The sequence below is a fragment of the Janthinobacterium sp. UMAB-60 genome, from assembly GCF_900095235.1.
Classification (GTDB): Bacteria; Pseudomonadota; Gammaproteobacteria; order Burkholderiales; family Burkholderiaceae_D; genus Janthinobacterium.
The window spans coordinates 371,801-395,602 of sequence record NZ_LT607484.1; the positions used below are offsets into that span (position 1 = coordinate 371,801).

Here is a 23,802-nt window from a genome sequence, read left to right on the forward strand (position 1 = left end):
TTGCGGCTAAAACACGATCTTTCTGCCAATGTTGTCTATACTGAAGGTGCAATAGTATTGATAATTATCAAGTCTTTACATGAATACCATGCTGCCGCCGCGCCTACAATAAGGGGCGTTGCACGCGCTGAGTCACCGCCAAAGGACCTGCCATGTATAAGAAAATTCTGATCGCCACGGACGGCTCCACCGTCTCCAACCTGACAGCCTGTGCCGGCGTTGCCTTTGCCGAACAGATGCACGCCGATATCCTTGCCGTGTACGTGGCGCCCGAGTACCAGTACCCGGTATACATCGAAATCATTCCACCCAGCTATCCCAGCGAAGAAGAGTACCGCATCGCCATGCGCAAGGCGGGCGCGGACCACTGGCAGCCGATCCTCGACGCGGCCGCCAAGCGGGGCCTGGAAGCGACGGGCCTGACGGCCTTTTCCGACAGTCCGGCCCTGAAAATCGTGGAAGTGGCGCAATTGCAGCACTGCGACCTGATCTTCATGGGCTCGCATGGCCGCAGCGGCTGGGGGCAATTGCTGCTGGGCAGCGTGACCAACAAAGTACTGTCGCACTCGAAATTGCCGGTGCTCGTGCATAGGCTGATCAAGGAACCCCCATCAAAATAAGGGGTCACATGGCCACGCAGGCCGCCGCATCCCGCATCGCGGGTAAAAAGGCAACACTGCGGCCTTTTCAGTTAAAATGACAACGTTTCTCGTTTCTTAACACCTGGCCGCCACGAAACGGCCAGGACCAATTACACGCCTCCAGATTGCGCGCCTATGATACGTATTGTGATTGCCGACGACCACACCATCATGCGGCAAGGATTGAAGCGCATCCTCGACGGCGCGCCGGACATCGACATCGTGGGCGAAGCCATCGATGGCTTTGAGGTACTCAACCACGTGCGCCAGGGCGGCTTCGACCTGTTGCTGCTCGACCTGTCGATGCCGGGCCGCAGCGGCGTCGACCTGATCCGGCAAATCCGCAGCGAGGCGCCCAAGCTGGCCATCCTGATCCTCACCATGCACGAGGAAGAGCAATATGCGGTGCGCGCCATCCGCGCCGGCGCGCAAGGCTATCTGACCAAGGAAAGCGCGGGCACCCAGCTGGTGGGCGCCATCCACAAGGTGGCATCGGGCCGTCCCTACATCAGCGCCGAGGTAGCGGAGCAGCTCGTGCTCAACATCATGATGCCGAATGAAAGCTTGCTGCACAAACAGCTGTCGGACCGCGAGTTCGAAGTCTTTTCCCTGCTGGTGGCAGGCAAGTCGATCACGGAAATCGCCAACAATCTGCACCTGAGCGTAAAAACCGTGAGTACGCACAAGACGCGCATCATGCAAAAGATGGGCATGAGTTCGCTGTCGGAAATGGTGCAGTATGCCGTGGCACACCGCCTGCTATCCCCCTTCAAGACCTGAGCTGCCTGCGCGCGCCAGCCGTAGGAACAATCCTACATCAACTGCCACAGCTCCTACTGCCATATTCAGCCACTGCTGATATTAATTGCATACGGTTGTTGGCATACTGAAACCAGTAATCAAGTTGCTGGGAAGTTATTTCATCACACAACAAGTCTTCAGCGAATTGAGCTTTACCTGCCTGGACGCGCGCCGCCGGCCCTTGCCCGCCCGCCGCCCTGTGCACCCCGTCATTCAACTCTGAACTACCTGTCACCAGGAGATGAACATGCTGTCCACGCAAACGCCTGAAACCCGCGCTGCCACTCCATCGCTGCCCCCCTCCTCTCCGATGGAAGCGGGGCGCCAGCGCCAAGGGCGGCTATGGTCGAACCTGAAGGAGGTGTGCGACCTGCTGCATATTTCCAGCGCCTGCACCATCGCCGCCGATGAACTGCTGTTCCAGCACGTGCAATTCAAGACGGGCCAGCGCGTGCACACCATCGGCCAGCCCTTCGACACTCTGTACATCGTCAATTCGGGCTTCCTGAAAACCGTGCTCATCGACGAATTCGGCAATGAGCAGGTACTCAGCTTTCCCATGAAGGGCGACATGCTGGGCGTCGACGGCATCCACTCGCGCCATTACTCCTCGGAAGCGGTGGCCCTGTCCGACTGCGACCTGATCCTGCTGCCGTTCAAGAAGCTGACGGCGCTGGGCAGAGTCCACCTGGAGCTGGAAAATGTCATGTACGGCGTGATGAGCCGCGAACTGGTGCGCGAGCAAGCCATGATCGGCATGCTGGGCGCCCTCAGCGCCGAAGCCCGCGTGGCGCGCTTCCTCGTCTCGCTGGCCGACCGCTTCGCACAGATGGGTTATTCGAGCAAGCTGTTCAACCTGCGCATGACGCGCCATGAAATCGGCAGCTACCTGGGCCTGACCCTGGAAACGGTCAGCCGCACCCTGTCCGCCTTCAATGAAATCGGCCTGATCTCGGTCGACCAGCGCACCATCGGCATCAAGGACCCGGATGCCCTGAAAACCCTGCGCCGCCTGCCGCCCTCGCGCTCGCGCGCCAAGCAACTGGCCGCCGCCAAGCTCAAAGCCGACACCACGGCGGCCGCCACTGCCTCGGCGCAATTGCTGGCCACGATTTAACGCCAGCCGATTCACGCCACCCGATTCCTTCAAGCTTGGCACAGGCTTGACCCGGCCAAGGCACACCGCCTTGCCGGGTCTTTTTTGCTGTCCGCCCCGTCTCCCGCCCGCTGGCGCCACCGCGCGCCACGCACACGGCACTCCCCTCCCGGCAGTCAAAAAAAAGCCTGCATCGGGCATAAATAAGCCTTGCTTTTCGGGCCACATTCAACAATAATGCAAATACGAATCATTCTCAACTGAGATAAAGAAAGCCCAACATGCAAAGCTCAAAACCAGCCTTGATCCAGGATGCCGCTAGCGCCCACGTCCGTCCTCCCGTCAGCATGGCCCAGCCGGCGCGCCGCATCACCAGCGAAGCGCTGCTGCAGCAGGGTCGCGAAGTGGAAATTGAGCACAGCGGCAAGATCTATCGCCTGCGCGTCACCCAATTGAACAAGCTGATCCTGACTGCCTGAAGCAGCACGGCAGCCAGTCACCACACTCGCCAGCCAGTCGCGCCCCGTGCGCGCAGCCAGCCAAACCACCCGCACAGGAGTGTTTGATGGCGAACGACCGACCTTCCCCGATGTTTCCTTCCCCGCAAGGCCAGCAGCCTGAATTGCTGCTGTCGGCCGTGCTGCACCTGATGTCGCACTACCATGCGGGCAGTCCCTGCGAGAAACTGGCCGCAGTCATCGAACGCCATCTGCAATTGCTGTCCAGCTCACCCGGCCTCGGTCCCGTGCTGCAAGCGACCTGCCAGCAACTGTCGCAGCAATGGGCCGCCCTGGTGGCGCTGCACCGGCCTGCGCCGCCAAAGCCCACCTTGCTCGATCGCCTGGTACGCCTGCTGAGCGCCAGGCGCCCTGCCTCGCCCCTGCCGCAATAATTTCTATTCAACACTTCCCACCGCCCAACAGGATATCGCCATGTGTGACAAAGACCAGTCCCTGCCCGTCATCAGCAATTGTTCCAGCGGCGAGGCCGAAACGGCCGCGCTCGCTTCGCGCCGCCGCCGGCTGTGGGAACTGTCGCACACCTGCCATTGCCCGCTGGTCGGCGTGGGTTTGCCATTGGGATACCTGCGCAAGCTGGTGGGCAAGATGACGGGCGGACGCGTGCTGGCCGACGACTACGAAGTGCACGTAGGCGCCGTGACGGAATGCGGAGTGCGCAACCGCCTGTCCGAAGCGCTGCAAAAGGAACTCGAACGCCGCTACGCTCCCGTCATCCTGCGCTTTCGCGGCGCCAAGACCACGGAGCAGGTAGCGCAACTGTGGCGCACGGCCGTCGCCAACGGCGACGTGTCGGGCGCTTTCTGGGCCGGCCTGACGCATCCGCGCTGCGACGCCGAGCTGGAAGAACAGATGTGCCGCGACTTGCACATGATCCAGCACCAGGCCGGTGCCTGCGTGCGCGCCGACATGGGCAAATTTACGGCCTTGCAGGAAGAAAATGCGCGCCTGACGCACGAACTGGCCAAGCTGCAACAGCGTAGCCAGGCCATGCTGACGGAAAAAACGGGCGAGCTGGACCGCCAGGAAGCCGTGCTGCTGCGCACGCGGGCCGAATCCATTGGCAAGGATAGCGTCATCGATGGCTTGCGCTTTGAGCTGGCGCAATTGCAGGCCGCCATCCCGGCACTGGAATCGCGCACGCGCCTGGTCGAACGCCTGGCGCAAATGGATGAGCGCGAGAAAGAATTGCGCCAGCAAATCGCGGAATTAAAGCAGGCCCAGCCACGCCCGGTAGCCGCCGTGCCGCCACCGGCACCGAAGCTGGAAGTGCCGACGGGCGGCAAGCTGAAAATGCCGATCCGCCTGGTCGATCAAAGCGTCTTGTGCGTGGGCGGGCGCAGCGGCAATGTCGCCACCTACCGCGCCCTGATCGAGCGGGTCGGCGCGCAGTTCGCCCACCACGACGGCGGCCTGGAAGACAACGCCAACCTGCTCGATTCGAGCCTGGCGGCGGCCGACCTGGTGATTTGCCAGACGGGCTGCATCAGCCACAGCGCCTACTGGCGCGTGAAGGATTATTGCAAGCGCACGGGCAAGCGCTGCGTCTTCATCGACAACCCCAGCATTTCCAGCCTGGCGCGCGGCTTGCAGGAAGTGAGCGGCGAGATGGAAGCGACGCCGCTGGCCGCGCTCCAGCCGTAAGCAGCCGCGTCTGTATTAATACACGTCGCGCCGGTAGCGCCCCTCGGCCGCCAGCACATCGAGCGCGGGCCGGCCCAGCATCTCCTGCAGGGCCTGGTCGACACCGCCCGCCATGCCGGCCAGACTGCCGCAAATATAGATGGCGGCGCCCTGCTGCAGCCACAATGTGATTTCATCGGCATTGCCGCGCAGGCGGTCCTGCACGTACATCCGCTCCGCCTCGTCGCGCGAAAACGCCAGGTCCAGGCGCGGCAAGTCGCCACTGGCATGCCAGCCTTCAATTTCTTCGCGATAATGGAAATCGTGGGCCGCATTGCGCTCGCCAAAGATCAGCCAGTTGCGCCGTTGCCCTGCCAGCACGCGGCTTTTCAAATGCCCGCGCAAGCCGGCGATGCCGCTGCCGTTACCGATCAAAATCAACGGCCGCTGGGCATTGTCTTCCAGGCGAAAGCGTTTATGCTGGCGCAGGCGCAATTGCACCACGTCACCGACTGCCGCTTGCGCCGTGAGCCAGCCCGAGGCCAGGCCCAGGCTGCCGTCGGGATGCGCATGCTGGCGCACCAGCAAGTGCACGCCGCCATCGTGCGGAATCGAGGCGATCGAATATTCGCGCGGCCGCGATGGGTCGGCGGGCGCGGTCACCTGCACCAGGTCGCCCGACTGCCAATCCGGCAAGCTGCCTGCCACGGGCACCAGTTCCACATGATAGATGGCGCCGCCAGCGCTGCCCGGGTTGAGCAAACGCCGCTGCAACAATTTCCAGTCGCCAAACGCGGGGGCGCTCCAGTCGGGCGCGTCGCTGGTGCCGGCCAGGTGGCTCAGGTGCTGGAACCATTGTTCGATGGCGGCGCTGGCGCTGCGGTCGACCTCGATGCGTTCGAACAGGCGCGAGGCGCCTTGCGCGGCCAGCCAGGCATCGAGCGCGCGGCCGAAGCCACAATAATGGCCATAGCTGCGGTCGCCCAGTGCCAGCACGCCATAATGCAATTGCGGCAGCGCCAGTTCGCCCGTCATCAGGCGGCCCATGAAGGCGGCCGCATTGTCGGGCGCGTCGCCTTCGCCATAGGTGCTGACCAGGAACAAGGCCCGTTCCGCTTGTTGCAGATCAAGGGCCGTGAGTTCGGCCAGCGCGCACAGGCGCACGGGGATGCCGGCCAGTTGCAGGCTCTGCGCCGTTTGCGTGGCCAGTTCCTCGGCATTGCCCGTCTGGCTCGCATACGCCACCAGCCAGGCAGGACTGTTGGCCAGCGCCGCCCTGGCGGCATCGGACGCGCGGCGCTTGGCGCGCGCGCGCAGCCAGGGCGCCAGGCATACGCCCGCGTAGCTGAGGGACAGGGCGGCCAGCAAGGCCAGCCGTGTCGTATCGTGCGTAAAAATCATGGGGAATCAATGTTCATTCGTCGAGCATGGCCAGCATGTGGCTGCTCAGCGTTTCGTGAAAGCCAGCGCCGTCGCGTTGCAGGAAGCGCGCGGCCAGGCCCTGCTCTTCGGCCAGCGCCATGCCGGCCTCGACGCCCAGCACCGTCAGGGCCGTCGACCAGGCGTCGGCCGCCATGCATTGCTCATGCACGACGGTGACGGAAGCGAGTTGATTGGCGATCGGCATGCCGCTGCGCGGATCGATCGTATGGGAAAAACGCACCGTGCCATCCTGGAAGAACCGCCGGTAGTCGCCCGAGGTGGCCACGGAGAGGCCGTGCAGCGCCAGCAGCATTTCCGCGGGATGCTGCGCATTCTCGGCACTATCGGCGCCATCGACCTGTTCCAGCATGACCCACCACGGCTGGCCGTCGGGCTTGCCGCCGGCACCGCGCAGCTCGCCGCCCACTTCCACCAGGTAGTGATGGATGCCCTGGCTGTCCAGGTAGCGAGCCAGGCGGTCCACGCCATAGCCCTTCGCCACGGCCGACAAATCGAGCTGCAAGCCACCGGGCTGGCGCGCGCGGCGGGCCGGCAAGTCCAGCTCCAGGCGGCGGCGCTGGCGCTGCGACAGCAGCAGCGCCACGGTATCGTCTTTCGGCGGCAGGAAGCCCGGTTCATCGTAGCGATTGCGGGAGCCGAAGCCCCACAGGTTGACGAGGGTGCCCGCGCACGGGTCGTACGCGCCACCGGACGCTTGCGACACGTGCATGGCAAAGCCCAGCACCTCGCAAAACGCGGCGGGCAGGCTGTGCCAGCTGCCCGGCTCGGCTCGGTTGAAGCGGCCCAGGTCGGACTCATCGCTCCAGTGGCTCATTTGCGCCACGACCAGGTCCAGCTGCTGCTGCAAGCCCTGCTGCAGGTCGGCGCTGCCGGCGCGTCCCGGCATGGCGGATTCGACCAGGCGCACCGACCAGCTGGTGCCCATGGTCAGGCCGCGCAAGTCCCGGATCGCGGCGCCGGGCGGCGCGACCTGATCGGACATATGCTGCGGCAGCAGGACCCGGCGCATCGGCGAGCTCGTGAAGAGGCCGCCGCTTACTGCGGCAGCACTTCCACGGTGGCCGCGTACGTCATGCGGCGCTCGGGCATGGCTGGCGGTTGGCCGGCCACGGCCGGTACGGCCGCTGGCCAGGTGCTGCTCAGGTAATACATGCCTGCCGCCGGCACGGTGAACGTGATCTCGCCCTTGGCATCGGTGCTCTGGCGGATTTCACCGAGCACGCCACGGTAGCGCACGCCACCTGGCACCAGGCTGAAGGCCTGGTTGGCCGCCGGCTTGCCGTCGACCAGGAAGCGCCACGTGGCTTTTTCGCCCGCGCGCAAGTCGTTCGGATGCGTCACCGGCACGAATTCCAGGCCCACGCCCGTCGGCTTGAACACTTCCGTGCTGGTTTCGCCATTGCTGAAAAAGGTTTCCAGGCGGCTGGCCGTGCGCGTGATTTTCACGTCTTGCGCATCGGCCGGCATGTCTTTCTTGAAGGTTTCCTCGTTGCCGCGGAAACGCTTCTGCTCGCCATTTTGCTTGTAGCTGGCCATCACGTTTTGCGACACGATGGCCGCCTTGTACGTGCCCGGCTTTTCCATTTTCACATCGAAGACGCTGCGCAAGCGGCCGGTCACCGTGTTTGCCGGCGCCACTTTCGCGCCATCGGGACCGATGACTTGCAGCGCGTCCAGGCGCAGCGGCTGGTGGTCAATTTCGAACAGGCCATCGGAGACGGCCGCATCCACCGTTACCCAGGCGTCCTTGCTTTCCACCATCGTGCTCGATGGCACCATCCAGCCCCGGTGGGCGTGGGCGTTCATGGCCAGGCCGGCCAGGGCCAGGGCGAGCAGCGGTTTATTGAATTGCTTGAACATGATGTGCGCCTTATGGTTTGAGTTGGACGACGACATTGCCGAGTTCTTCCTTGCCTTTGGCAGGCACGGACTGGGCCGATTTCAGCGGCCACTGGAACGGCACGCGCACCAGTTCGCGTCCACCCGCTTCGCGCGCCGCTTCCACCACCACCTGGTATTCGCCGGCCGGCAGCTTGTCGAGCAGGGCCTTGGCACCGGGGAAAGTCAGGGTATGTTCGCCCGGCGCACGCGTGGCACCGCTGACACCATCGACGGGCATGGCCAGGTCGCGGCCGCTCTTGCGCCACCATTGACGCATGTCCTTCAGCCATTTCTCGCCGGCCTTGTCCTTCTTTTTCACGTCATACAGCACCGTCAGGTTGCCGACCACCTTTTGATCGGCCGTTTCCAGCCACGCCGCCACGTAGGGACGGTGGTATTCCGCCACGTTCAGTTGCGGGATTTCAAGCTTGAGGGCCAGGTCGGCCGCCATCGCCGACGTACCGATCAGGGGAAGGCCAAGCGCCAGGGAGTAGCGTAATTTCATGGTGTGCCTGTAAAAAGGAAAAATAAAAACGATCAGTGAATAAACAGCAAGGCGATCGCGCAAGGTATCAAGATACCGAGGCCAACCATCGGCCAGGTAAATGGCCGGTTGGCCGCGTGGAACTTCAAAATCAATAGCCCCGTCAGGCAAAACACGATGCAGGCGCCGGCAAAAATGTCGATGAACCAGCTCCAGGCCACGCCCGTGTTGCGGCCCTTGTGCACATCGTTGAGCCAGGATACCCAGCCCCGGTCCGTCAACTCGTATTCGGCGGCGCCGTCTTCCAGGCCGATGCGCACCCAGGCGTCACCGCCCGCCTTGGGCAGCGGCAGGTAGACTTCGTCGACGCTCCATTCGGCGGGACGGCCGCCCGCGTTGAGCGACCATTGCTGCTTGAGCCAGGTCTCGGCGGCGGCCGGCATGGGCGCATTGGCGCCATCGTGACTGGCGGCATACGCGGCCAGTTCCGTGACGAGGGGTGCCGGCAACTGCGCCTTTTGGCGCGTGATCGCCGGCTTGGCCTCGATCTGGCCAGCGTGGTTCAGGGTGATGCCGGTAATGGCAAACAGAAACATGCCCAACAGGCAAAGTGCTGAGCTGATCCAGTGCCATTGATGCAAGTTCTTCAGCCAGACGGCGCGGCTGGCGTTGTTCTTGGCCTTGTCTGCGGCGCCCGCATTACCCATGGCTCGCTCCCGGCAAGGAGCGGGCCGGGTGGCGCGACAAGTCAGTGTGCTTCATTCCCATCCTTCAATCAAAGTGCATGCTGATATTTTCAAACAAATGATAATGATTATCATTTATTAAGTCAATACATGGGGCACCCCGCCGGGCCAGCGTTTTGTAACAGCTTTGAAACAAAGCTCCGCGGCTACGTAAGCTGCCGTACAGAGCAGCATGTAGCAAGCGCCTATGCTTGTTGTTCAGGACAACCAACAAGGGAGCACCCATGCAAGCGTATTCCAGCGAACAACTGGCCAGCATCGCAGCCAGGATCAAGGACGTCAAATTCGGCATGCTGACCACCAGCGACGACATGCGCACGCTGACCAGCCGGCCCCTGACGCAGCAGCAGGTCGACAACGAAGGGCAGATCTGGTTCTTTGTCTCGGACGAGGCCAGCTACACGCGCGATTTGCTGAACAACCCGCAGGTCAACGTCAGCTTTGTCGACACGGGCGACAGCCTGTATGTGTCCGTCTGCGGCCACGCGCAGTTGCTGAAGGACCGCGCCAAGGCGGAGGAATTGTGGAACCCGCTGGTAAAAGCCTGGTTCCCGGGCGGACTCGACGATCCGAAACTGTCGCTGATCAAGGTGACGATCCAGTCGGCCGAGTATTGGGACAGCAGCGCCAGCAAGATGATGCAATTTTATGAGATGGCCAAGGCGGCCATCACGGGCGAGCCGCCGAAAGACCTGGGTGAACATGGCCGGGTCGAGCTGTAGCAGGGCCTTCCTGATTTATCCGCGCACAGGCTGGCATGGCCAGCCGACGTGCGCGAACACGCCTGACGGCTGACCCTGCGGGGATGATCAGACAGCCAGGAAGGGCCGCTCAGACCCCCGTACTGCCCGTGGTATCGGGTGCATCGTCGGCGCTCTGTCGGCTCAGGCCGGCGGAACCGGACTGATGATGGGGCAAGCGGTCGGCGCGCCGCACTTCGCCGATGGAAAACAGATCGTCGCCGATATCGAGCCCCTGCTCGCTATCGACCAGCACAAAGTTCTCGGCCGACTCGGCCGTGCTTTGCTTGTTGCCCGGCGTGGACGGCATGGACGGCGTGCCGCCCTGGCTATTGCCGGGCTGCGGCGTAGTGGAGTTACCCATCATCTTCCCCCTGATCGTGAGTGCGAGTGGATTGCAGCTTGACTGCGGCCTGGCCATCGCCGACGCCGCTACTTCATCATAGTCCATGCCTGCTGCATTGCATCAAAATTTTGCGACTGGCCAGCGGCAATGCGCGATTCCCGCCGGCCAGATTGCCTTGCTACGGCTTGCGCTTACTTGTTGCGCGAACCGGACGAGCCCGACCCTGAACCTGAGCCGCCGCTTTGCTTGTTGCCACTGTCGCGGTTGCCCTCCTGGTTCATGCTGGCATTGTCACGCGAGCCGCTGGAACTGGCGGCACTTTGCCGGCTGGCATCGTTCTTGTGGCTTTGGCTGCCTGCGCGCCGCGCTTCTTCCGACGTGAATTCATGGGCCGTGCCCTTTTCATGCGCTGCACGTCCGCCTTCGCTGGCGATTTCGCGCTGCTGGGCGGGGTCCATGGAAGCGAAGCCACGCTTGCTGGTATCGCTTTGCTTGCTGCCGCTGCCGCTGCTGCCGCTGCTGCTACTGGTTTTACTACCTTGCTGTTTATTGTCGCTCGATGTGGCCATGATGATCTCCTTGATCGATGGAATCCGAAACAGTGCAAACCATGCAATTCTTCCCCCTCGCATGGCAAGGGAACCCTCATCTTAGTGCGCACATGGGGCACAAGAAATAGGAGGATGGCAAGAGCGCATGTAGGATGAGTCCCGCCCACGGTGGCGCAGTTACTTTCAGTTTTCCACCAAAAGTATCTAATACTCAGCTGTGGGCGGGCAGCGGAAAGATCGCCGCGTCGGCCGTCACGTAGACGCGTTCGCCAGCTGCGGGCCGCAGCGCATGGCCGCCCGTGAAGGCGCCAAACGCGGGCAGGATGGCGCGCTCGCGGCCCAGCAGGAAACATGGCAGGCGCAGGCCTCCCCGGTCTGCGCGCAAGTGAAACACGGGATGCACGTGGCCGGCCAGCACATAGCCGGGCGCCACGGTGTCCGGGTGATGGCAGAACGACAGATTACCCACCTGGTGCGGTTCATCGACCATGCGGATGTCCAGCGCGGCGGCCGGATCGCCCGCATGCGCATCGTGGTTGCCGCGCACCACCGTCAGGCGTACGTCCCGATGGCGCGCGCGCCAGGCCAGCATGGCCGCCACGGTGGCGGCCGCATGGGCGGCGCGCGCATGCAAAAAATCGCCGAGAAAGACGATTTCCTCGCAGGCGTAACTGGCCAGCAAGGCGTCGAGCGCCAGCAGGTTTTGCGTGGTGGTGCCGCGCGGCACGGGCACACCCAGCGCGCGAAACGCGGCCGCCTTGCCGAAATGGATGTCGGCAATGATCAGCATCCGGCGCGCCGGCCAGTACACGGCCTTGTGCGCCAACAGCCAAACGCTCTCGCCAGCCAGTTCCACCACGCAGTGCGCTTGCCGCTGCCCGCTCATGCGGCCGCCTTTTCCAGCGCGCTGACCAGGCGCGCCACCCGGTCCGACAGTTTTTCCGTCGTCAGCTGTTCGCGGAAGCGCTCGACCATCAGGCCGAAGGCAAATGGCGAGGCGCGCTCCAGCGCCTGCAGGCAGATGCTGCGTCCATGCAGCTCGCGCAAGGTGGCGCGCAAGCGCGTCAGTTCCAGTTCCTGTTCCAGCACTTCGCGCTGCGCCTGCGTGAGCAGCAAATTGGCCGCGTCGTGCTTGCGGAACACTTCAAAGAACAGCGAGGACGAGGCCTGCAACTGGCGCGCGCTTTTCGGCTGGCCCGGATAGCCCTGAAACACGAGGCCGGCGATGCGGGCGATTTCGCGGAAGCGCCGCTGCGACAGTTCCGTCGCGTTCAGGCTGGCCAGCACGTCTTCGAGCAAATTGTCCGTGCTGAACAGGGCAAGATCGGCGCCGCTGGCGGCCGTCAGCAGCGGCGCAAACGCGATATCGTCCGCGCCCAGCAATTCAAAGCCGTAATCGTTGACGGCGATCGACAAGGTGGCCGGCTGCACGCGCGCGATGCGGTAGGCCAGCAGGGACGCCAGGCCCAGGTGCACGGAGCGGCCCGCGAACGGATACACGAACAGGTGATGGCCTTCGCGGCTGGACAAGGTTTCCACCAGCAAGTCGGTGCGCGTGGGCAGGCTGGACCATTTCCGCTGGATGGCCAGCAGCGGCGCCAGCGCGCGCATTTCCGGCCCGCTGGCCTTGCCCTGCTGCGCCAGCTGCAACTGGTCCAGCACGGCGTGCGCCAGTTCCGACGACAGCGGCATCTTGCCGCCCTGCCAGCGCGGCACGGCGCCGCGGCTGCCCGTAGCGCGCCGCACGTAGGCCGTCATCTCGTGCACGCGCACGAATTCCAGGATGCGCCCGCCAAACAGAAAATGGTCGCCCTGCTTCAGGCGCGCGATGAACGATTCCTCGATGCTGCCGATTCGTCCGCCGCCAAGGAACTTGACCTGGATCGCCGCTTCCGAGACGATGGTGCCGATGCTCATGCGGTGGCGCCGCGCCAGCGCCACATCCGGCACGCGGTAAATGCCAGCATCGTCGGGCAGCACTCTGCGGTATTCCGGATACACGGTGAGGCTTTGCCCGCCGCGCGCGACGAAGTCGAGCGCCCATTGCCACTCGTCCGCTGTCAGGTGGCGGTAGGACCAGGCCGCGCGCACTTCCGCGTACAGCGCGGGCGAGTCAAAACCGCCGCCCAGCGCGATCGTCACCAGGTGCTGCACCAGCACGTCGAGCGGCTTGTCCGGCACGGGCCGCGCTTCCAGGTGGCCCTGCGCCAGGGCAGCGCGGGCGGCGGCCGCTTCCAGCAATTCCAGGCTGTTGGTGGGCACCAGGGTGACGCGCGAAATGCGCCCCGGCGCGTGGCCGCTGCGCCCTGCCCGCTGCACCAGGCGCGCGATGCCTTTCGCGCTGCCCACCTGCAGCACCCGTTCGACGGGCAGGAAATCGACGCCCAGGTCCAGGCTGGACGTGCACACGACGGCTTTCAGCGCCCCCGTCTTCAGGTGCTGTTCGACCCACTCGCGCACTTCGCGGTCCAGCGAACCGTGGTGCAAGGCGATCAGTCCCGCCCAGTCGGGGCGCGCATCGAGCAGGTGCTGGTACCACAGCTCGGCCTGCGAACGCGTGTTGGTGAACACCAGCGTGGTGGCGCTGCCCTCGATCTCGGCGATCAGCGGCTGCAGCATCTGGATGCCCAAATGGCCGCCCCAGGGAAAGCGCGTGGGGTTCACGGGAATCAGGCTGTCGACAAGGATGCGTTTTTTAATTTTGCCTTCCACCAGCACGCCATCGCTTTGCTCTCCCAGCAAGACATCCTGCGCCTGCCGCAGATTGCCCAGGGTGGCCGACAGGCCCCACGTCATCAGTTTGTCCTGCCAGCGGCGCAAACGGGCCAGCGCCAGCTGCACCTGCACGCCGCGCTTGCTGCCCATCAATTCGTGCCACTCGTCGACGATCACCGTTTCCAGCAGGCTGAAGCGTTCCTGCGCGTCCGCCTGGCTCAGCATCAGGGACAGGCTTTCCGGCGTCGTGACGAGCACCTCGGGCCACGCTTTCGCCTGCCGCGCCCGCTGCGCGGCGCTGGTATCGCCCGTGCGCGCCTCGATGCGCCAGCCGGGCGCCAGCGTTTCGCCGGACGCCTGCAATGCGCGCACCGTGTCGGCCGCCAGCGCCCGCATGGGCGTGATCCACAGCACCCGCAAGCCCTGCCTTTTACTCTTACGCGCCAGGCGCTCGGCGCGCAGCAAGGCGCCGAACCAGACGGCATACGTCTTGCCGGACCCCGTACTCGCATGCAGCAGGCCCGATTGTCCCTGCGCGCTAGCCCGCCAGACGGCGCGCTGGAAGGGAAAGATCGTCCAGCCGCGCCCCGTGAACCACGCATCGATGCGCTGCGCCAGCGCGCTCTTGCTCATGTGTTGTGCGCCAGCATGGCTTGCAGGGTGGCCAGGGTGTCGGCGTCGGCGACTGTCTTGTCTTCGCGGCGGCGCAGGATGCGGGGAAAGCGCACGGCGATGCCCGCCTTGTGGCGGCTGGACGCGGCGATGCCCTCGAAGCCGATCTCGAACACCATCGTCGGCTTGACGCTGCGCACGGGGCCGAATTTTTCTATCGTCGTCTTGCGGATGGCCGCGTCGACTTGCGCGATCTCCGCATCGGTCAAGCCTGAATACGCCTTGGCGAACGGCACCAGCTTGCGCTCCCCCTGCTCGCCGTCCCCTTCATCCCAGATGGCGAACGTATAGTCCGTGTACAGCGACGCGCGGCGGCCGTGGCCCGCCTGGGCGTAGATCAGCACGGCATCGATGGCATACGGGGCTATCTTCCATTTCCACCACGTGCCCACGTCTTTCGTGCGGCCCACGCCATACGCGGCCGACACGGCCTTGAGCATCAGGCCTTCCACGCCGCGCGCGCGCGACTCCTCGCGGATGGCGGCCAATGCCTTCCAGCTAGGCGCCTCAACACGCGGCGACAGCCGTAGCGCCGGAGAATGCACGCCGGCCACGACGCTTTCCAGCAGCGCGCGCCGTTCCAGCTGGGGCAACTGGCGGACGTCCACGCCATCGAGTTCCAGCACGTCGTAGGCCACCAGCACGGCGGGCAGCTGGGCCAGCAACTTGGGCGAGACCGTTTTGCGGCCCATCCGTTGTTGCAAATCGGCAAATGGCGCCGGCACGTCGCCCGGCTGCCAGATGAGGATTTCGCCATCGAGCACGGTGCCCTCGGGCAAGGCCAGCTGCGCCAGTTCGGGAAAGCGCTCCGTGATCAATTCCTCGCCGCGCGACCACAGCCAGTTCACGCCATCGCGGCGCAGCAGCTGGGCGCGCATGCCATCGTATTTCCATTCGACCAGCCAGTTGGCGAGCTCGCCCAGGCTCTCCGGCGCCGCCTGCAAGGGGTGCGCCAGGAAAAAGGGGTAAGGCTGGCCGCCGCGCAGCGCATGTTCGCCATCGGACGGCGCGGCGATCAGTTTCAAGAATCCCGTGCCCGTGGGGCTGACCTTGCCATCGGTCCAGCCCATCAGGCGCTGGGCGATCAGCTTGCTGTCGACGGCGGCGATGGAGGCCAGCGCGCGCGTCACCAGCAGTTTCGACACGCCCACGCGAAAGCCGCCGCCGATCAGCTTGATCAGCAGAAAACGTTCGCGCGTTTCCAGCTCGTCCCAGTATTCCAGCAGGGCGGCGCGGATGGTATCCGGCGCGGCACCGCGCAAGGGTGCGATGCGCTGCTCGACCCATTCGGCCAGGCCCACGTCGCTGCGTTTGGCGGGTGCGGGCAGGATCAGGGCGATGGTTTCGGCCAGGTCGCCCACGGCGTGATAGGCCTCGTCGAACAGCCAGGCATCGAGGCCCGCCCGTTCGGTCGCATATTCGCGCAGCAATCGGGTGGGTACGGCCTGGCGCGGCTTGCCGCCGGCCAGGAAATACACGGCCCAGGCCGCGTTCTCGGGCGACGCGCCGCGAAAATAGGCTTGCAGCGCCGCCAGCTTGCGGCTGGTGGAGGTCGTCTCGTCGAGTTCCGCGTACAGCCGGGCAAAGTCACGCATGGGTGACTTCCTCCGCTGCCGTGGCGGCACCGGGCGCACCGTCATCGGCCTCGTCGTCGCCGTATTCCGTCTCGAAACCGCCCGCCTGCCAGCCGTTCTGCCGCAGCCAGCGCACCATCACGGGAATCGAGCCATGCGTGACGATGATGCGTTCGGCCTGCGTGGCCTTGATCGCTTGCATCAGGCCGGGCCAGTCCGCGTGGTCGGACAGCACGAAACCCCGGTCCACGCCGCGCCGCCGGCGCGCGCCACGCAGCAGCATCCAGCCGCTGGCGAACGCATCGCTGTAGTCGCCGAAACGCTTCATCCACGGCGAGCCGGCCGCCGACGGGGGCGCGATCACCAGCGCCGTCTTCAGGGCGGCCTTGTCCGTCACCTCGCCCACCATCACGGTGGCGGGCAAGGCCACGCCCGATTCGCGGTAGACCTGCGTCAGGGCTTGCGCCGCGCCATGGCAGATGATGGGACCAATGCTGGCGTCAAGGCCCGCCAGGATGCGCTGCGCCTTGCCGAAGGCATAGCAGAACAGCACGCTGGTGCGTCCGTCAGCCGCATTCCTGCGCCACCACTGGTTGATGTCGTCGTATATTTCCTGCGGCGCCTGCCAGCGGTAGATGGGCAGGCCAAAGGTCGATTCCGTGATGAAGGTATCGCAGCGCACGGACTCGAACGGTGCGCAAGTAGGGTCGGGCTGCAGCTTGTAGTCGCCCGACGCCACCCACACTGCGCCGCCATACTGCATGCGCACCTGGGCAGAACCGAGCACGTGGCCGGCCGGATGCAGCGACACCTGCACGCCGTGGTGTTCGATGGTCTCGCCATACGCGAGCGCCTGGATGGACACGGGGCCCAGGCGCGCGCGCAGCACTTGCTCGCCGTCGGCCGCGCACAGGTAGTGCCGGTGCCCGACGCGCGCATGGTCGGCATGCGCATGCGTGATGATGGCGCGCTCGACGGGGCGCCACGGGTCGATGTAGAACTGACCCGGCACACAGTACAAGCCTTCCTTGCGCACCACCACCATGTCCGCCATGCCCTGCCCCCTACCTTAAAACGCGTTGGAATGGGCTGATTCTAGCGCTCTTGCGCCCGATCACTGTTCGACAGCGCACCATGGATTCAAGCCGGTGCGACAAACTCGGCCATGAAGGTGCGCGTCGTATTTTCCGGAAAGGCAATCGTGACCTGGTCGCCCGCCACCGACAGCACGGTGCCGATCTGGTAGCGTGGCACGCGCACGCGGCTGCCGACGGCGATCTGGGGCGCTGGCGCTGGCGCGGGAGCAGGCGGCAACTCGTCGAGGGAAATGGGCGCGGCCAGCGCGGGCGGCGACTGGCAATTGTCGCAGGCGCAGCAGCGCTCGAAATCGCCGGCATCGCCAAAGTAATCGAGCAGCAGTTTCCAGCGGCACAAGCCGCTTTGCGCATAGGCCACCATTTGTTCGAGCGCCTGCTTGTCGCGCTCCTGCTTGTCGACGTAGATCTGCGCCAGTTGCGCATACGAGGGCGAGCTGGCCGAGGGCGCTTTCAGGCTGTAGCCCAGCTTGCGGTCCTGGCGCAGCAACTTGCCGTCTTTCAACAGTTTCAGGCATACCTTCAGGTGGCCGTCGGAAAACTCGGGCAGGCTGGATGCCAGCGCAGCGAAAGCAAACGTGGCTGGCAATTCTTGCGCTACCGCCACGATGGTGGCCAAATCGTCGGCCGTGGGATAGCGCTTGGCCAGAAAAAACTGCTGGACCCGCTTGTCTTCCTGGAAATACAGCAAGGTGCAGTCGGCGGGCAAGCCGTCGCGCCCCGCCCGGCCCGATTCCTGGTAATACGCTTCCAGGTTGGCCGGCACCTGCAAGTGGATGACGAAGCGCGTGTCGGGCTTGTCGATGCCCATGCCAAACGCGTTGGTGGCGACCATGATGCGGCGCTCGCCGCCCATGAACAAGTCCTGGTTGTGCTTGCGCTCGCGCGCCGCCAGCTTGCCGTGGTAGCACGTGAAGCTCTCGCCCAATGCCTCCAGCCGCGCCGCCAGGTCTTCGACGGCCTTGACGGTGGCCGCGTACACGATGCCCACGCCGGCCGTTTCGCGCAGCAGGCGCAGGACTGCATCCTGTTTCTCGCCGGCATTCGTGACCTGGATCACGCGGTAGCGCAAATTGGCGCGGTAGGTGCCCGTATTGATGACGTTGAGCTTGCGCGCTGCGAGTTGCGTATCAATATCGGCCACCACTTCCCCGGTGGCCGTGGCCGTCAAGGCCAGCACGGGCGGGCGGCCCAGCGCGCGCAGGGCCGCCGCGATGTCCAGGTAGGCGGGACGGAAGTCGTGGCCCCACTGGGAAATGCAATGGGCTTCATCGATGACGACCAGGCTGGGCGGCGCGCCGGCCAGCAGGGACAGGAAGGCGGGACTGGCCAGGCGTTCCGGCGTGCAAAAGATGATGAGCCTGCCGCCCCGGGCGACGCGGGCGATGGCGTCGTCTTCCTCGGCGCGCGACAGGCTGCTGTTGAGCTGCACGGCCGTGATGCCCAGTGCGTGCAGCTTTTCCAGCTGGTCTTTCATCAGTGAAATCAGCGGCGACACGACCAGAGTCGCGCCGGGCAACAGCGCGGCGGGCAGCTGGTAGCACAGCGACTTGCCGCTGCCGGTGGGCATGATGGCCAGGGTGTCGCGTCCGGCCAGCACGCTGTCGATGACGTCCTGCTGGCCCGCCCGCAGGCGCGCGATGCCGAATACCGAGCGCAGCAGGCGCTGGATCTTGCGCTGGCGGGCACTGCCCGGTTCGCTCACTGCAGAAATGGTAGTCGCCATCGTGGTCCGGTCCCTCACATGCCGGCGCCGATTGCCAGCTTGCCGCCACTTTACGGCCGGGCCTGGCGTACGACCATAGGACGGCTGCTACAGCCAGCGTAGGAATTCAGGAAGCGAACAGGATGGCCCAGAACAGCATCAGCAGACCGGCAATCGACACGCACCAGACCAGCGTGCGCACGACGGGCACGCCGAACGCGTACAGGGGCAAATACAGCACGCGGGCGGCCAGGTACAGGGCCGCGCCATACAGGGTCAGCGCGCTTTCCTGCGCCGTCACGTGGGCGATGAGCACGGCGGCGGCGAACAGGGGCAAGGTTTCGAACAGGTTCGCCTGGGCCCGCTGCAAGCGGCCCGTGATCTTGCCCACGGGCGGCCCGTCGCCGTCGCGCGCGCTGACGTTATACGCCGTGCCCGTTTCGCGCGTGCGGAACAGCGCGGGCAGCAGGATTTGCACCAGCGCCAGCACCAAAGTACAGCCCAGCATGGTCAGTTCAGGAGTCATCTTTACCTCTGTGGGTGGGGTAGGCAGGCCGTACCGGCGCGTGCCCGTCAGGATTGGTCGAGTGCCGCTTGTAATTCCGTCAAATCATAGGGTTTGCGCAAGACACTGGCGGAAAAGCCCAGCTCATCCATCGATTCCTTGCCATAGCCGGTGGAAAAGATGATGCGCATATCCGGTTTCTCGCGCAGCACCATGCGCGCCAGCGCGATGCCGGACATGCCGGGCAGGCTGACATCGGTAAACAGGATATCGAAGTCTTGCTCGTTGAGCAATTTCCACGCCGCCTCGCCATCGGACACGCCGCTGACCGTGTGGCCCAGCATGCCCACCAGTTCGCACACCATCAGTTGGGAATCGAGATTGTCTTCCACCACGAGTATCTTCATCGATGTCGGCATGTCCCCCTGTGGTGTTGGCGCATGACCCGTCAGGTCCAGCCCCGGCGTGCCGCTCCCCAGCACGCTTGCCGGAGAGCCGGCCACCGGCGCGCCGGACCGTTCAAACTGGCGCGCGCGCATTTGCTGCTGGCGGTTGGCCAGCACATGGCGCAGCTTGCGCGCCAACTCTTCGCGCCGGTATGGCTTGCTGAGCAATTCCACGCCTGCGTCGAGCCGGCCCTCGTGCACGATCACATCCTGCGCGTAGCCCGAGGTAAACAAGACGGCGATATCGGGCTGCAACTCGCGCGCCTGGCGCGCCATCTCCGTGCTGCTGACGGGACCGGGCATGATCACGTCCGTAAACAGCAAGTCGATCTGCGCGCCGCTGTGCAGCACGGCCAGCGCGCTTTCTCCATCTTCGGCTTTCAGCACCGTATAGCCGAGCGCGCCGAGCATGTCGACCACGGTAGTGCGCACGCCCACGTCGTCTTCCACCACCAGCACGGTTTCCGTGCCGCCCGTGACGACGCCGCTCAATTCCAGTTCCTCGTCCGCTTCGGCCATCAGGGAACGGGGCAAATAGATTTTGACTCCCGTGCCCACGCCAGGTTCACTGTAAATGCGGATATGGCCGCGGCTTTGCGTGACGAAACCATACGCCATCGACAGGCCCAGGCCCGTGCCCGCGCCTTCCGGCTTGGTGGTGAAAAACGGCTCGAACGCACGCTGCAGCACGGGGCCGCTCATGCCGCGGCCCGTGTCCGTCACCGACAGCATCACATACTGTCCGGCCGGCACGTCGACCAGCTTGTGCACATACTGTTCATCGAGCACGACATTGCCCAGTTCGATGGTCAGCTTGCCCGCGCCATCCATGGCGTCGCGCGCGTTGATGGCCAGGTTCAGGATGACGTTCTCGATCTGGCTGCGGTCGACCAGGGTATTCCACAACCCGCCGCCGCCCACCAGCACGATGTCGATCGCTTCACCCAGGGCGCGCCGCAGCAGCGCATCCATGTTGCGCACCACGCGGGCCAGGTCGGCCACCACGGGTTTCAACGGTTGGCGCCGCGCAAACGCCAGCAGGTGCGACGACAGCTTGGCGCCCCGCTCGACGGCGGCAATCGCCGTGTCCAGGCGCTGGCGCATGAGGCCATCCGAGCCCGTCAGGTGGTGCAGCAAATGCAAATTGCCGGAGATGATTTGCAGCACATTGTTAAAGTCGTGCGCGATGCCACCCGTCAACTGGCCCACGGCTTCCATCTTTTGCGCCTGGCGCAAGGCGTCTTCGGCCTTGGTGCGCTCGCTCACTTCCTGTTCGACACGGTGCTCCAGCGTTTCGTTCAATTCATGCAGCGCCTTTTCCACGCGGCGCCGGTCCGTGATATCGGTCTTGACGGCGATCAGGGAACGCGTATGACCCTGCTCATCGACCAGGCGACTGACATTGCTCGACACCCACACTTGCGAGCCATCGGGTTTCAAATAGCGTTTTTCCAGCGAGAAAGACTCACCCGTTTCCACCAGGCGCTGGAACAGTACGTTGTTGCCAGGCACATCCGCCGGATGCAGGATGTCGTTCATGTTCAGGCTCAGCAGCTCTTCGGCGGAACGCCCCAGCATGCGGCACAGGGCGCCGTTGACCCGCTGGAAACGGCCATCGAGGCCCAGCTCGGACAAGCCCACGGAAGCCTGGCCGAAAATGGCGGCCATGCGCTCCTGGCTGGCGTTGAGTTCATCCTCGATCTGGCGCCGCTCCGTCACGTCGAACGATACGCCCACGTAGCGGCGCTGGCCCGGCATGCGGCCGGCGAACACCTCGCCCTGGCGCGCGATCCAGCGCAGCGCGCCGTCGGCAGGGCGGCGGATGCGGTACTCCACGTATTCCAGGGGATTGGGCGCCAGATCAAGCTTGCTGGGTCCGACCTTTTGCTGGTCGCGCGCATCGACCAGGCTCACCAGCAGGCGCTCCGTCACTTCCACCTCGTCGGCAATGCCCCACAGGCGGCGGAAGGTAGGCGACACCAGCATCGCGCCCGTCTCGGGAAACCATTCGAAAGTGCCGATGCCGCCCGCCTGCTGGGCCAGGCGCAAGCGCTCCTCGCCTTCCATGCGCTCGGTGACGTCGATGCCCTCGACGAGAATGCCCGTGACCACGCCCTCGTCATCCTTGATGGGCTGGTAGACGAAGTCGATCTGGCGCTGGCCCGTCTGCCCGTCCGCCGTCTGCAAATCCACCTTCACCTGGCGCCCTTCGAACGGCTCGCCCGTGCGGTAGACCTGGTCGAGCAGTTCGATGAAGCCCTGCGCCTTGACCTCAGGCAAGGCCGATTCCACGGTTTTCCCCAGCAGCTCCAGTTCGGGGCGGCCCACCAGGCGCAGATAATGCTCATTCGCCAGCTCGAACACATGCTGTGGCCCGCGCAGCATGGTCATGAAGCTGGGCGCCTGCTGGAACAGGGCGCGCAGCAGCGCGCGTTCCTCGCCCAGGCGGCGGTTGGCCGCGCGCACGGCCTCGCTCTCCGCCTGCAAGGTGGTATTGAGTTGGCCCAGCTCGGCCGTGGCCAGCTTCAGCTGGCGCCCCTCTTCCATGCGCGCCGTCAATTCCAGCGCCGTGCACAGCACGCCGTCCACCTGGCCGTCGGCGCCATGCACGGGCGCATAAAACAGGTCGAAGCACACATCCGTCGGTTTTCCATCACGCAACAGCGGCAAACAGCGCTCGCGGTGCACCTGCGTCTCGCCGCGCAGTCCCGCTGCGAGGATGCGTGCGTTCCAGTCCCAGATTTCGGGCCAGACGACCGGCACCGTGCCGCCCAGCGCCGCCGGATGGCGCGCGCCGGCGATCTGGATGTAATCGTCGTTGTAAATCATGACGTGCTGCGGGCCCCACATCAGCACCATCGCCATCGGCGAATTGAGCATGATGTCGACGCTGGTGCGCAAATTGGCGGGCCAGCCTTCGAGGGCGCCCAGGCTGGTGGCGGACCAGTCATGCTGGCGTACCAGTTCGCCCATGCCGCCGCCGCCAAGCGGCCAGGCTGGCGCGCGCATATCGCCGCTCATGTGGCCAGTCCCGCTTGCACGCACACCTGGCACTGGCGCGGGATGCGCACCGTCGCCAGCGTGCCCTGCGTGGCCGTCGAACTGATCTCGACGGTGCCGCCGTGGGCCTTGACGAACATGTTTACCGTGTACAGGCCCAGTCCCAGGCCCTGCCCCGTCCGGCGCTTCTCGCCTGCCTGCTGGAACGGTTCGAACAGGGTCGGCAGCAAAGCGGCGGGAATCACGCCACGGTTGGCAATGCGCAATTCAATGCTGCCGGCGTCGCGTCCGTCCAGGGTCAGTTGCACCGGCGTGCCCGCCTCGCCATGCGTGATGGCATTGCATAACAGATTCGAGATGACTTGCGACAGCAAGCCGGCATCGCATTGCCCGTGCAGCTCGCCGACACTGCTGACTTCGACCAGCGGGGCCTGGCCGGCCGTCTCGCATTCCTCGACGATGGCGCGCGCCAGCGCCAGGTAGTCGTGCGTGCTGCCGCGCAACTCCATCGTGCCGGAACGGATGCGCGCCAGGTCCAGCAGCTGGTCGACCATGCGCGCCATGCGCTTGGCGCTGCTTTCGATGCGCTGCGCCGTGACGATCACCTTCGGATGGTCGCTCATCATCGGCAACAGCATGGCGCCGTTCATCACCACCGACAGGGGCGTGCGCAAGTCGTGGCCCAGCACGGCCGTGAACAGTTCATTGAGGTGCAGCGCATGCTTGAGCTCGTCGAGCTGGGCCGACAATTCGCGCTTTTGCTGGTACAGCTGCACCAGCACCGCCACCTTGCTTTGCAAGGCTTTCACGTCGATGGGCTTGTACAGGAAATCGACGGCGCCCGCCTCGTAGCCACGGAAACTGTAGCTCGGTTCGCGCGACGCGGCCGTGAGGAAAATCAAGGGGATGCCGCGCGTGCGTTCGCTGCCGCGTATCAGTTCGGCCAGTTCAAAACCGTCCATCTGCGGCATCTGCACGTCGATCAGGGCCAGTGCGACTTCATGCGTCAACAGCAATTCCAGCGCTTCTGCGCCTGAACTTGCTTTCAGGATGACAATACCGGGCCGTGCCAGCACGGCTTCGGCGGCGACCAGGTTTTGCGCGATGTCGTCAACGACGAGGATATGGATAGGAGCGGTCACGGAATCATCTTCAGGCATCGCAACGGCAAGATGCCATCGTGTTTCGATATGAACATCAACATTGTTTCAATTCTCACAT

Annotated in this window: 22 protein-coding genes; 7 read left to right on the forward strand and 15 right to left on the reverse strand. The window is 64.7% G+C overall.

Annotated elements, in window-relative coordinates; genetic code table 11:
- Positions 1-152 precede the first annotated feature (152 nt).
- The 6 genes from K0F86_RS07570 to K0F86_RS07595 all read left to right on the forward strand — a co-directional run bounded on the left by K0F86_RS07570 (position 153) and on the right by K0F86_RS07595 (position 4,700).
- Entirely contained in the window at positions 153-620 is a 468-nt protein-coding gene (locus tag K0F86_RS07570; RefSeq protein ID WP_092710636.1) for a universal stress protein, read from the forward strand.
- Positions 621-776: 156 nt separating this feature from the next.
- Positions 777-1,421: a response regulator transcription factor gene (locus K0F86_RS07575; RefSeq protein ID WP_219133831.1), complete on the forward strand. Its 645-nt coding sequence runs from the start codon at positions 777-779 to the stop codon at positions 1,419-1,421.
- 331 nt (positions 1,422-1,752) lie between these two features.
- The gene (locus K0F86_RS07580) at positions 1,753-2,559 is read left to right on the forward strand and encodes a Crp/Fnr family transcriptional regulator (protein WP_034750901.1); all 807 of its coding nucleotides are present in this window, start codon (positions 1,753-1,755) and stop codon (positions 2,557-2,559) included.
- Positions 2,560-2,819: 260 nt separating this feature from the next.
- The gene (gene hemP / locus K0F86_RS07585; protein WP_102298110.1) at positions 2,820-3,017 is read left to right on the forward strand and encodes a hemin uptake protein HemP; all 198 of its coding nucleotides are present in this window, start codon (positions 2,820-2,822) and stop codon (positions 3,015-3,017) included.
- An 86-nt stretch (positions 3,018-3,103) separates the two neighbouring features.
- A complete protein-coding gene (locus K0F86_RS07590) occupies positions 3,104-3,430 on the forward strand; it encodes a hypothetical protein (protein WP_219133832.1) in 327 nt (108 codons plus the stop codon).
- Between the two features lie 40 nt (positions 3,431-3,470).
- Entirely contained in the window at positions 3,471-4,700 is a 1,230-nt protein-coding gene (locus K0F86_RS07595; protein ID WP_219133833.1) for a DUF2325 domain-containing protein, read from the forward strand.
- A 15-nt stretch (positions 4,701-4,715) separates the two neighbouring features.
- Here K0F86_RS07595 and K0F86_RS07600 read toward each other — a convergent pair whose 3' ends face one another.
- The 5 genes from K0F86_RS07600 to K0F86_RS07620 are packed head-to-tail and all read right to left on the reverse strand — an operon-like array spanning position 4,716 to position 9,194.
- Entirely contained in the window at positions 4,716-6,080 is a 1,365-nt protein-coding gene (locus tag K0F86_RS07600; RefSeq protein ID WP_219133834.1) for a sulfite reductase subunit alpha, read from the reverse strand.
- A gap of 13 nt (positions 6,081-6,093) precedes the next feature.
- Positions 6,094-7,131, reverse strand: coding sequence for an FAD:protein FMN transferase (locus tag K0F86_RS07605; RefSeq protein WP_219133835.1), 1,038 nt, complete (start codon positions 7,129-7,131; stop codon positions 6,094-6,096).
- Positions 7,132-7,157: 26 nt separating this feature from the next.
- Positions 7,158-7,982 carry a DUF4198 domain-containing protein gene (locus tag K0F86_RS07610; RefSeq protein ID WP_219133836.1) on the reverse strand — a complete coding sequence of 275 codons (825 nt, stop codon included), beginning with the start codon at positions 7,980-7,982 and terminating at the stop codon, positions 7,158-7,160.
- A 10-nt stretch (positions 7,983-7,992) separates the two neighbouring features.
- Entirely contained in the window at positions 7,993-8,508 is a 516-nt protein-coding gene (locus tag K0F86_RS07615) for a DUF2271 domain-containing protein (RefSeq protein WP_099403641.1), read from the reverse strand.
- 32 nt (positions 8,509-8,540) lie between these two features.
- Positions 8,541-9,194 (reverse strand): PepSY-associated TM helix domain-containing protein, encoded by a 654-nt coding sequence (locus K0F86_RS07620; RefSeq protein ID WP_219133837.1) that lies wholly within the window; start codon positions 9,192-9,194, stop codon positions 8,541-8,543.
- Positions 9,195-9,457: 263 nt separating this feature from the next.
- Here K0F86_RS07620 and K0F86_RS07625 point away from each other — a divergent pair, with 263 nt between their 5' ends.
- Positions 9,458-9,955, forward strand: a complete 498-nt coding sequence (locus K0F86_RS07625; protein ID WP_219133838.1) for a pyridoxamine 5'-phosphate oxidase family protein — start codon at positions 9,458-9,460, stop codon at positions 9,953-9,955.
- Between the two features lie 109 nt (positions 9,956-10,064).
- On the opposite strand, the gene K0F86_RS07630 is transcribed toward K0F86_RS07625, so the two are convergent.
- The 10 genes from K0F86_RS07630 to K0F86_RS07675 all read right to left on the reverse strand — a co-directional run bounded on the left by K0F86_RS07630 (position 10,065) and on the right by K0F86_RS07675 (position 23,723).
- The gene (locus K0F86_RS07630; protein ID WP_219133839.1) at positions 10,065-10,337 is read right to left on the reverse strand and encodes a hypothetical protein; all 273 of its coding nucleotides are present in this window, start codon (positions 10,335-10,337) and stop codon (positions 10,065-10,067) included.
- A gap of 173 nt (positions 10,338-10,510) precedes the next feature.
- Positions 10,511-10,888, reverse strand: coding sequence for a KGG domain-containing protein (locus tag K0F86_RS07635; RefSeq protein ID WP_219133840.1), 378 nt, complete (start codon positions 10,886-10,888; stop codon positions 10,511-10,513).
- A 193-nt stretch (positions 10,889-11,081) separates the two neighbouring features.
- Positions 11,082-11,756, reverse strand: coding sequence for a ligase-associated DNA damage response endonuclease PdeM (pdeM, locus tag K0F86_RS07640; RefSeq protein WP_219133841.1), 675 nt, complete (start codon positions 11,754-11,756; stop codon positions 11,082-11,084).
- Positions 11,753-14,218, reverse strand: a complete 2,466-nt coding sequence (locus K0F86_RS07645; protein ID WP_219133842.1) for a ligase-associated DNA damage response DEXH box helicase — start codon at positions 14,216-14,218, stop codon at positions 11,753-11,755. The genes pdeM and K0F86_RS07645 overlap by 4 nt, the downstream gene beginning before the upstream one ends.
- A complete protein-coding gene (locus K0F86_RS07650) occupies positions 14,215-15,852 on the reverse strand; it encodes an ATP-dependent DNA ligase (protein WP_219133843.1) in 1,638 nt (545 codons plus the stop codon). Before K0F86_RS07650 ends, K0F86_RS07645 begins: the two co-directional genes overlap by 4 nt.
- Entirely contained in the window at positions 15,845-16,885 is a 1,041-nt protein-coding gene (locus K0F86_RS07655; protein WP_219133844.1) for a ligase-associated DNA damage response exonuclease, read from the reverse strand. Before K0F86_RS07655 ends, K0F86_RS07650 begins: the two co-directional genes overlap by 8 nt.
- A gap of 86 nt (positions 16,886-16,971) precedes the next feature.
- Positions 16,972-18,651, reverse strand: a complete 1,680-nt coding sequence (locus tag K0F86_RS07660) for an ATP-dependent DNA helicase RecQ (RefSeq protein ID WP_219133845.1) — start codon at positions 18,649-18,651, stop codon at positions 16,972-16,974.
- Between the two features lie 106 nt (positions 18,652-18,757).
- Positions 18,758-19,156: an MAPEG family protein gene (locus K0F86_RS07665; RefSeq protein ID WP_099762835.1), complete on the reverse strand. Its 399-nt coding sequence runs from the start codon at positions 19,154-19,156 to the stop codon at positions 18,758-18,760.
- Between the two features lie 47 nt (positions 19,157-19,203).
- A complete protein-coding gene (locus tag K0F86_RS07670; RefSeq protein ID WP_257572031.1) occupies positions 19,204-22,602 on the reverse strand; it encodes a PAS domain S-box protein in 3,399 nt (1,132 codons plus the stop codon).
- On the reverse strand, positions 22,599-23,723 hold the full coding sequence (locus K0F86_RS07675) for a hybrid sensor histidine kinase/response regulator (RefSeq protein ID WP_219133846.1): 1,125 nt from the start codon (positions 23,721-23,723) through the stop codon (positions 22,599-22,601). Before K0F86_RS07675 ends, K0F86_RS07670 begins: the two co-directional genes overlap by 4 nt.
- Between the last annotated feature and the right edge of the window lie 79 nt (positions 23,724-23,802).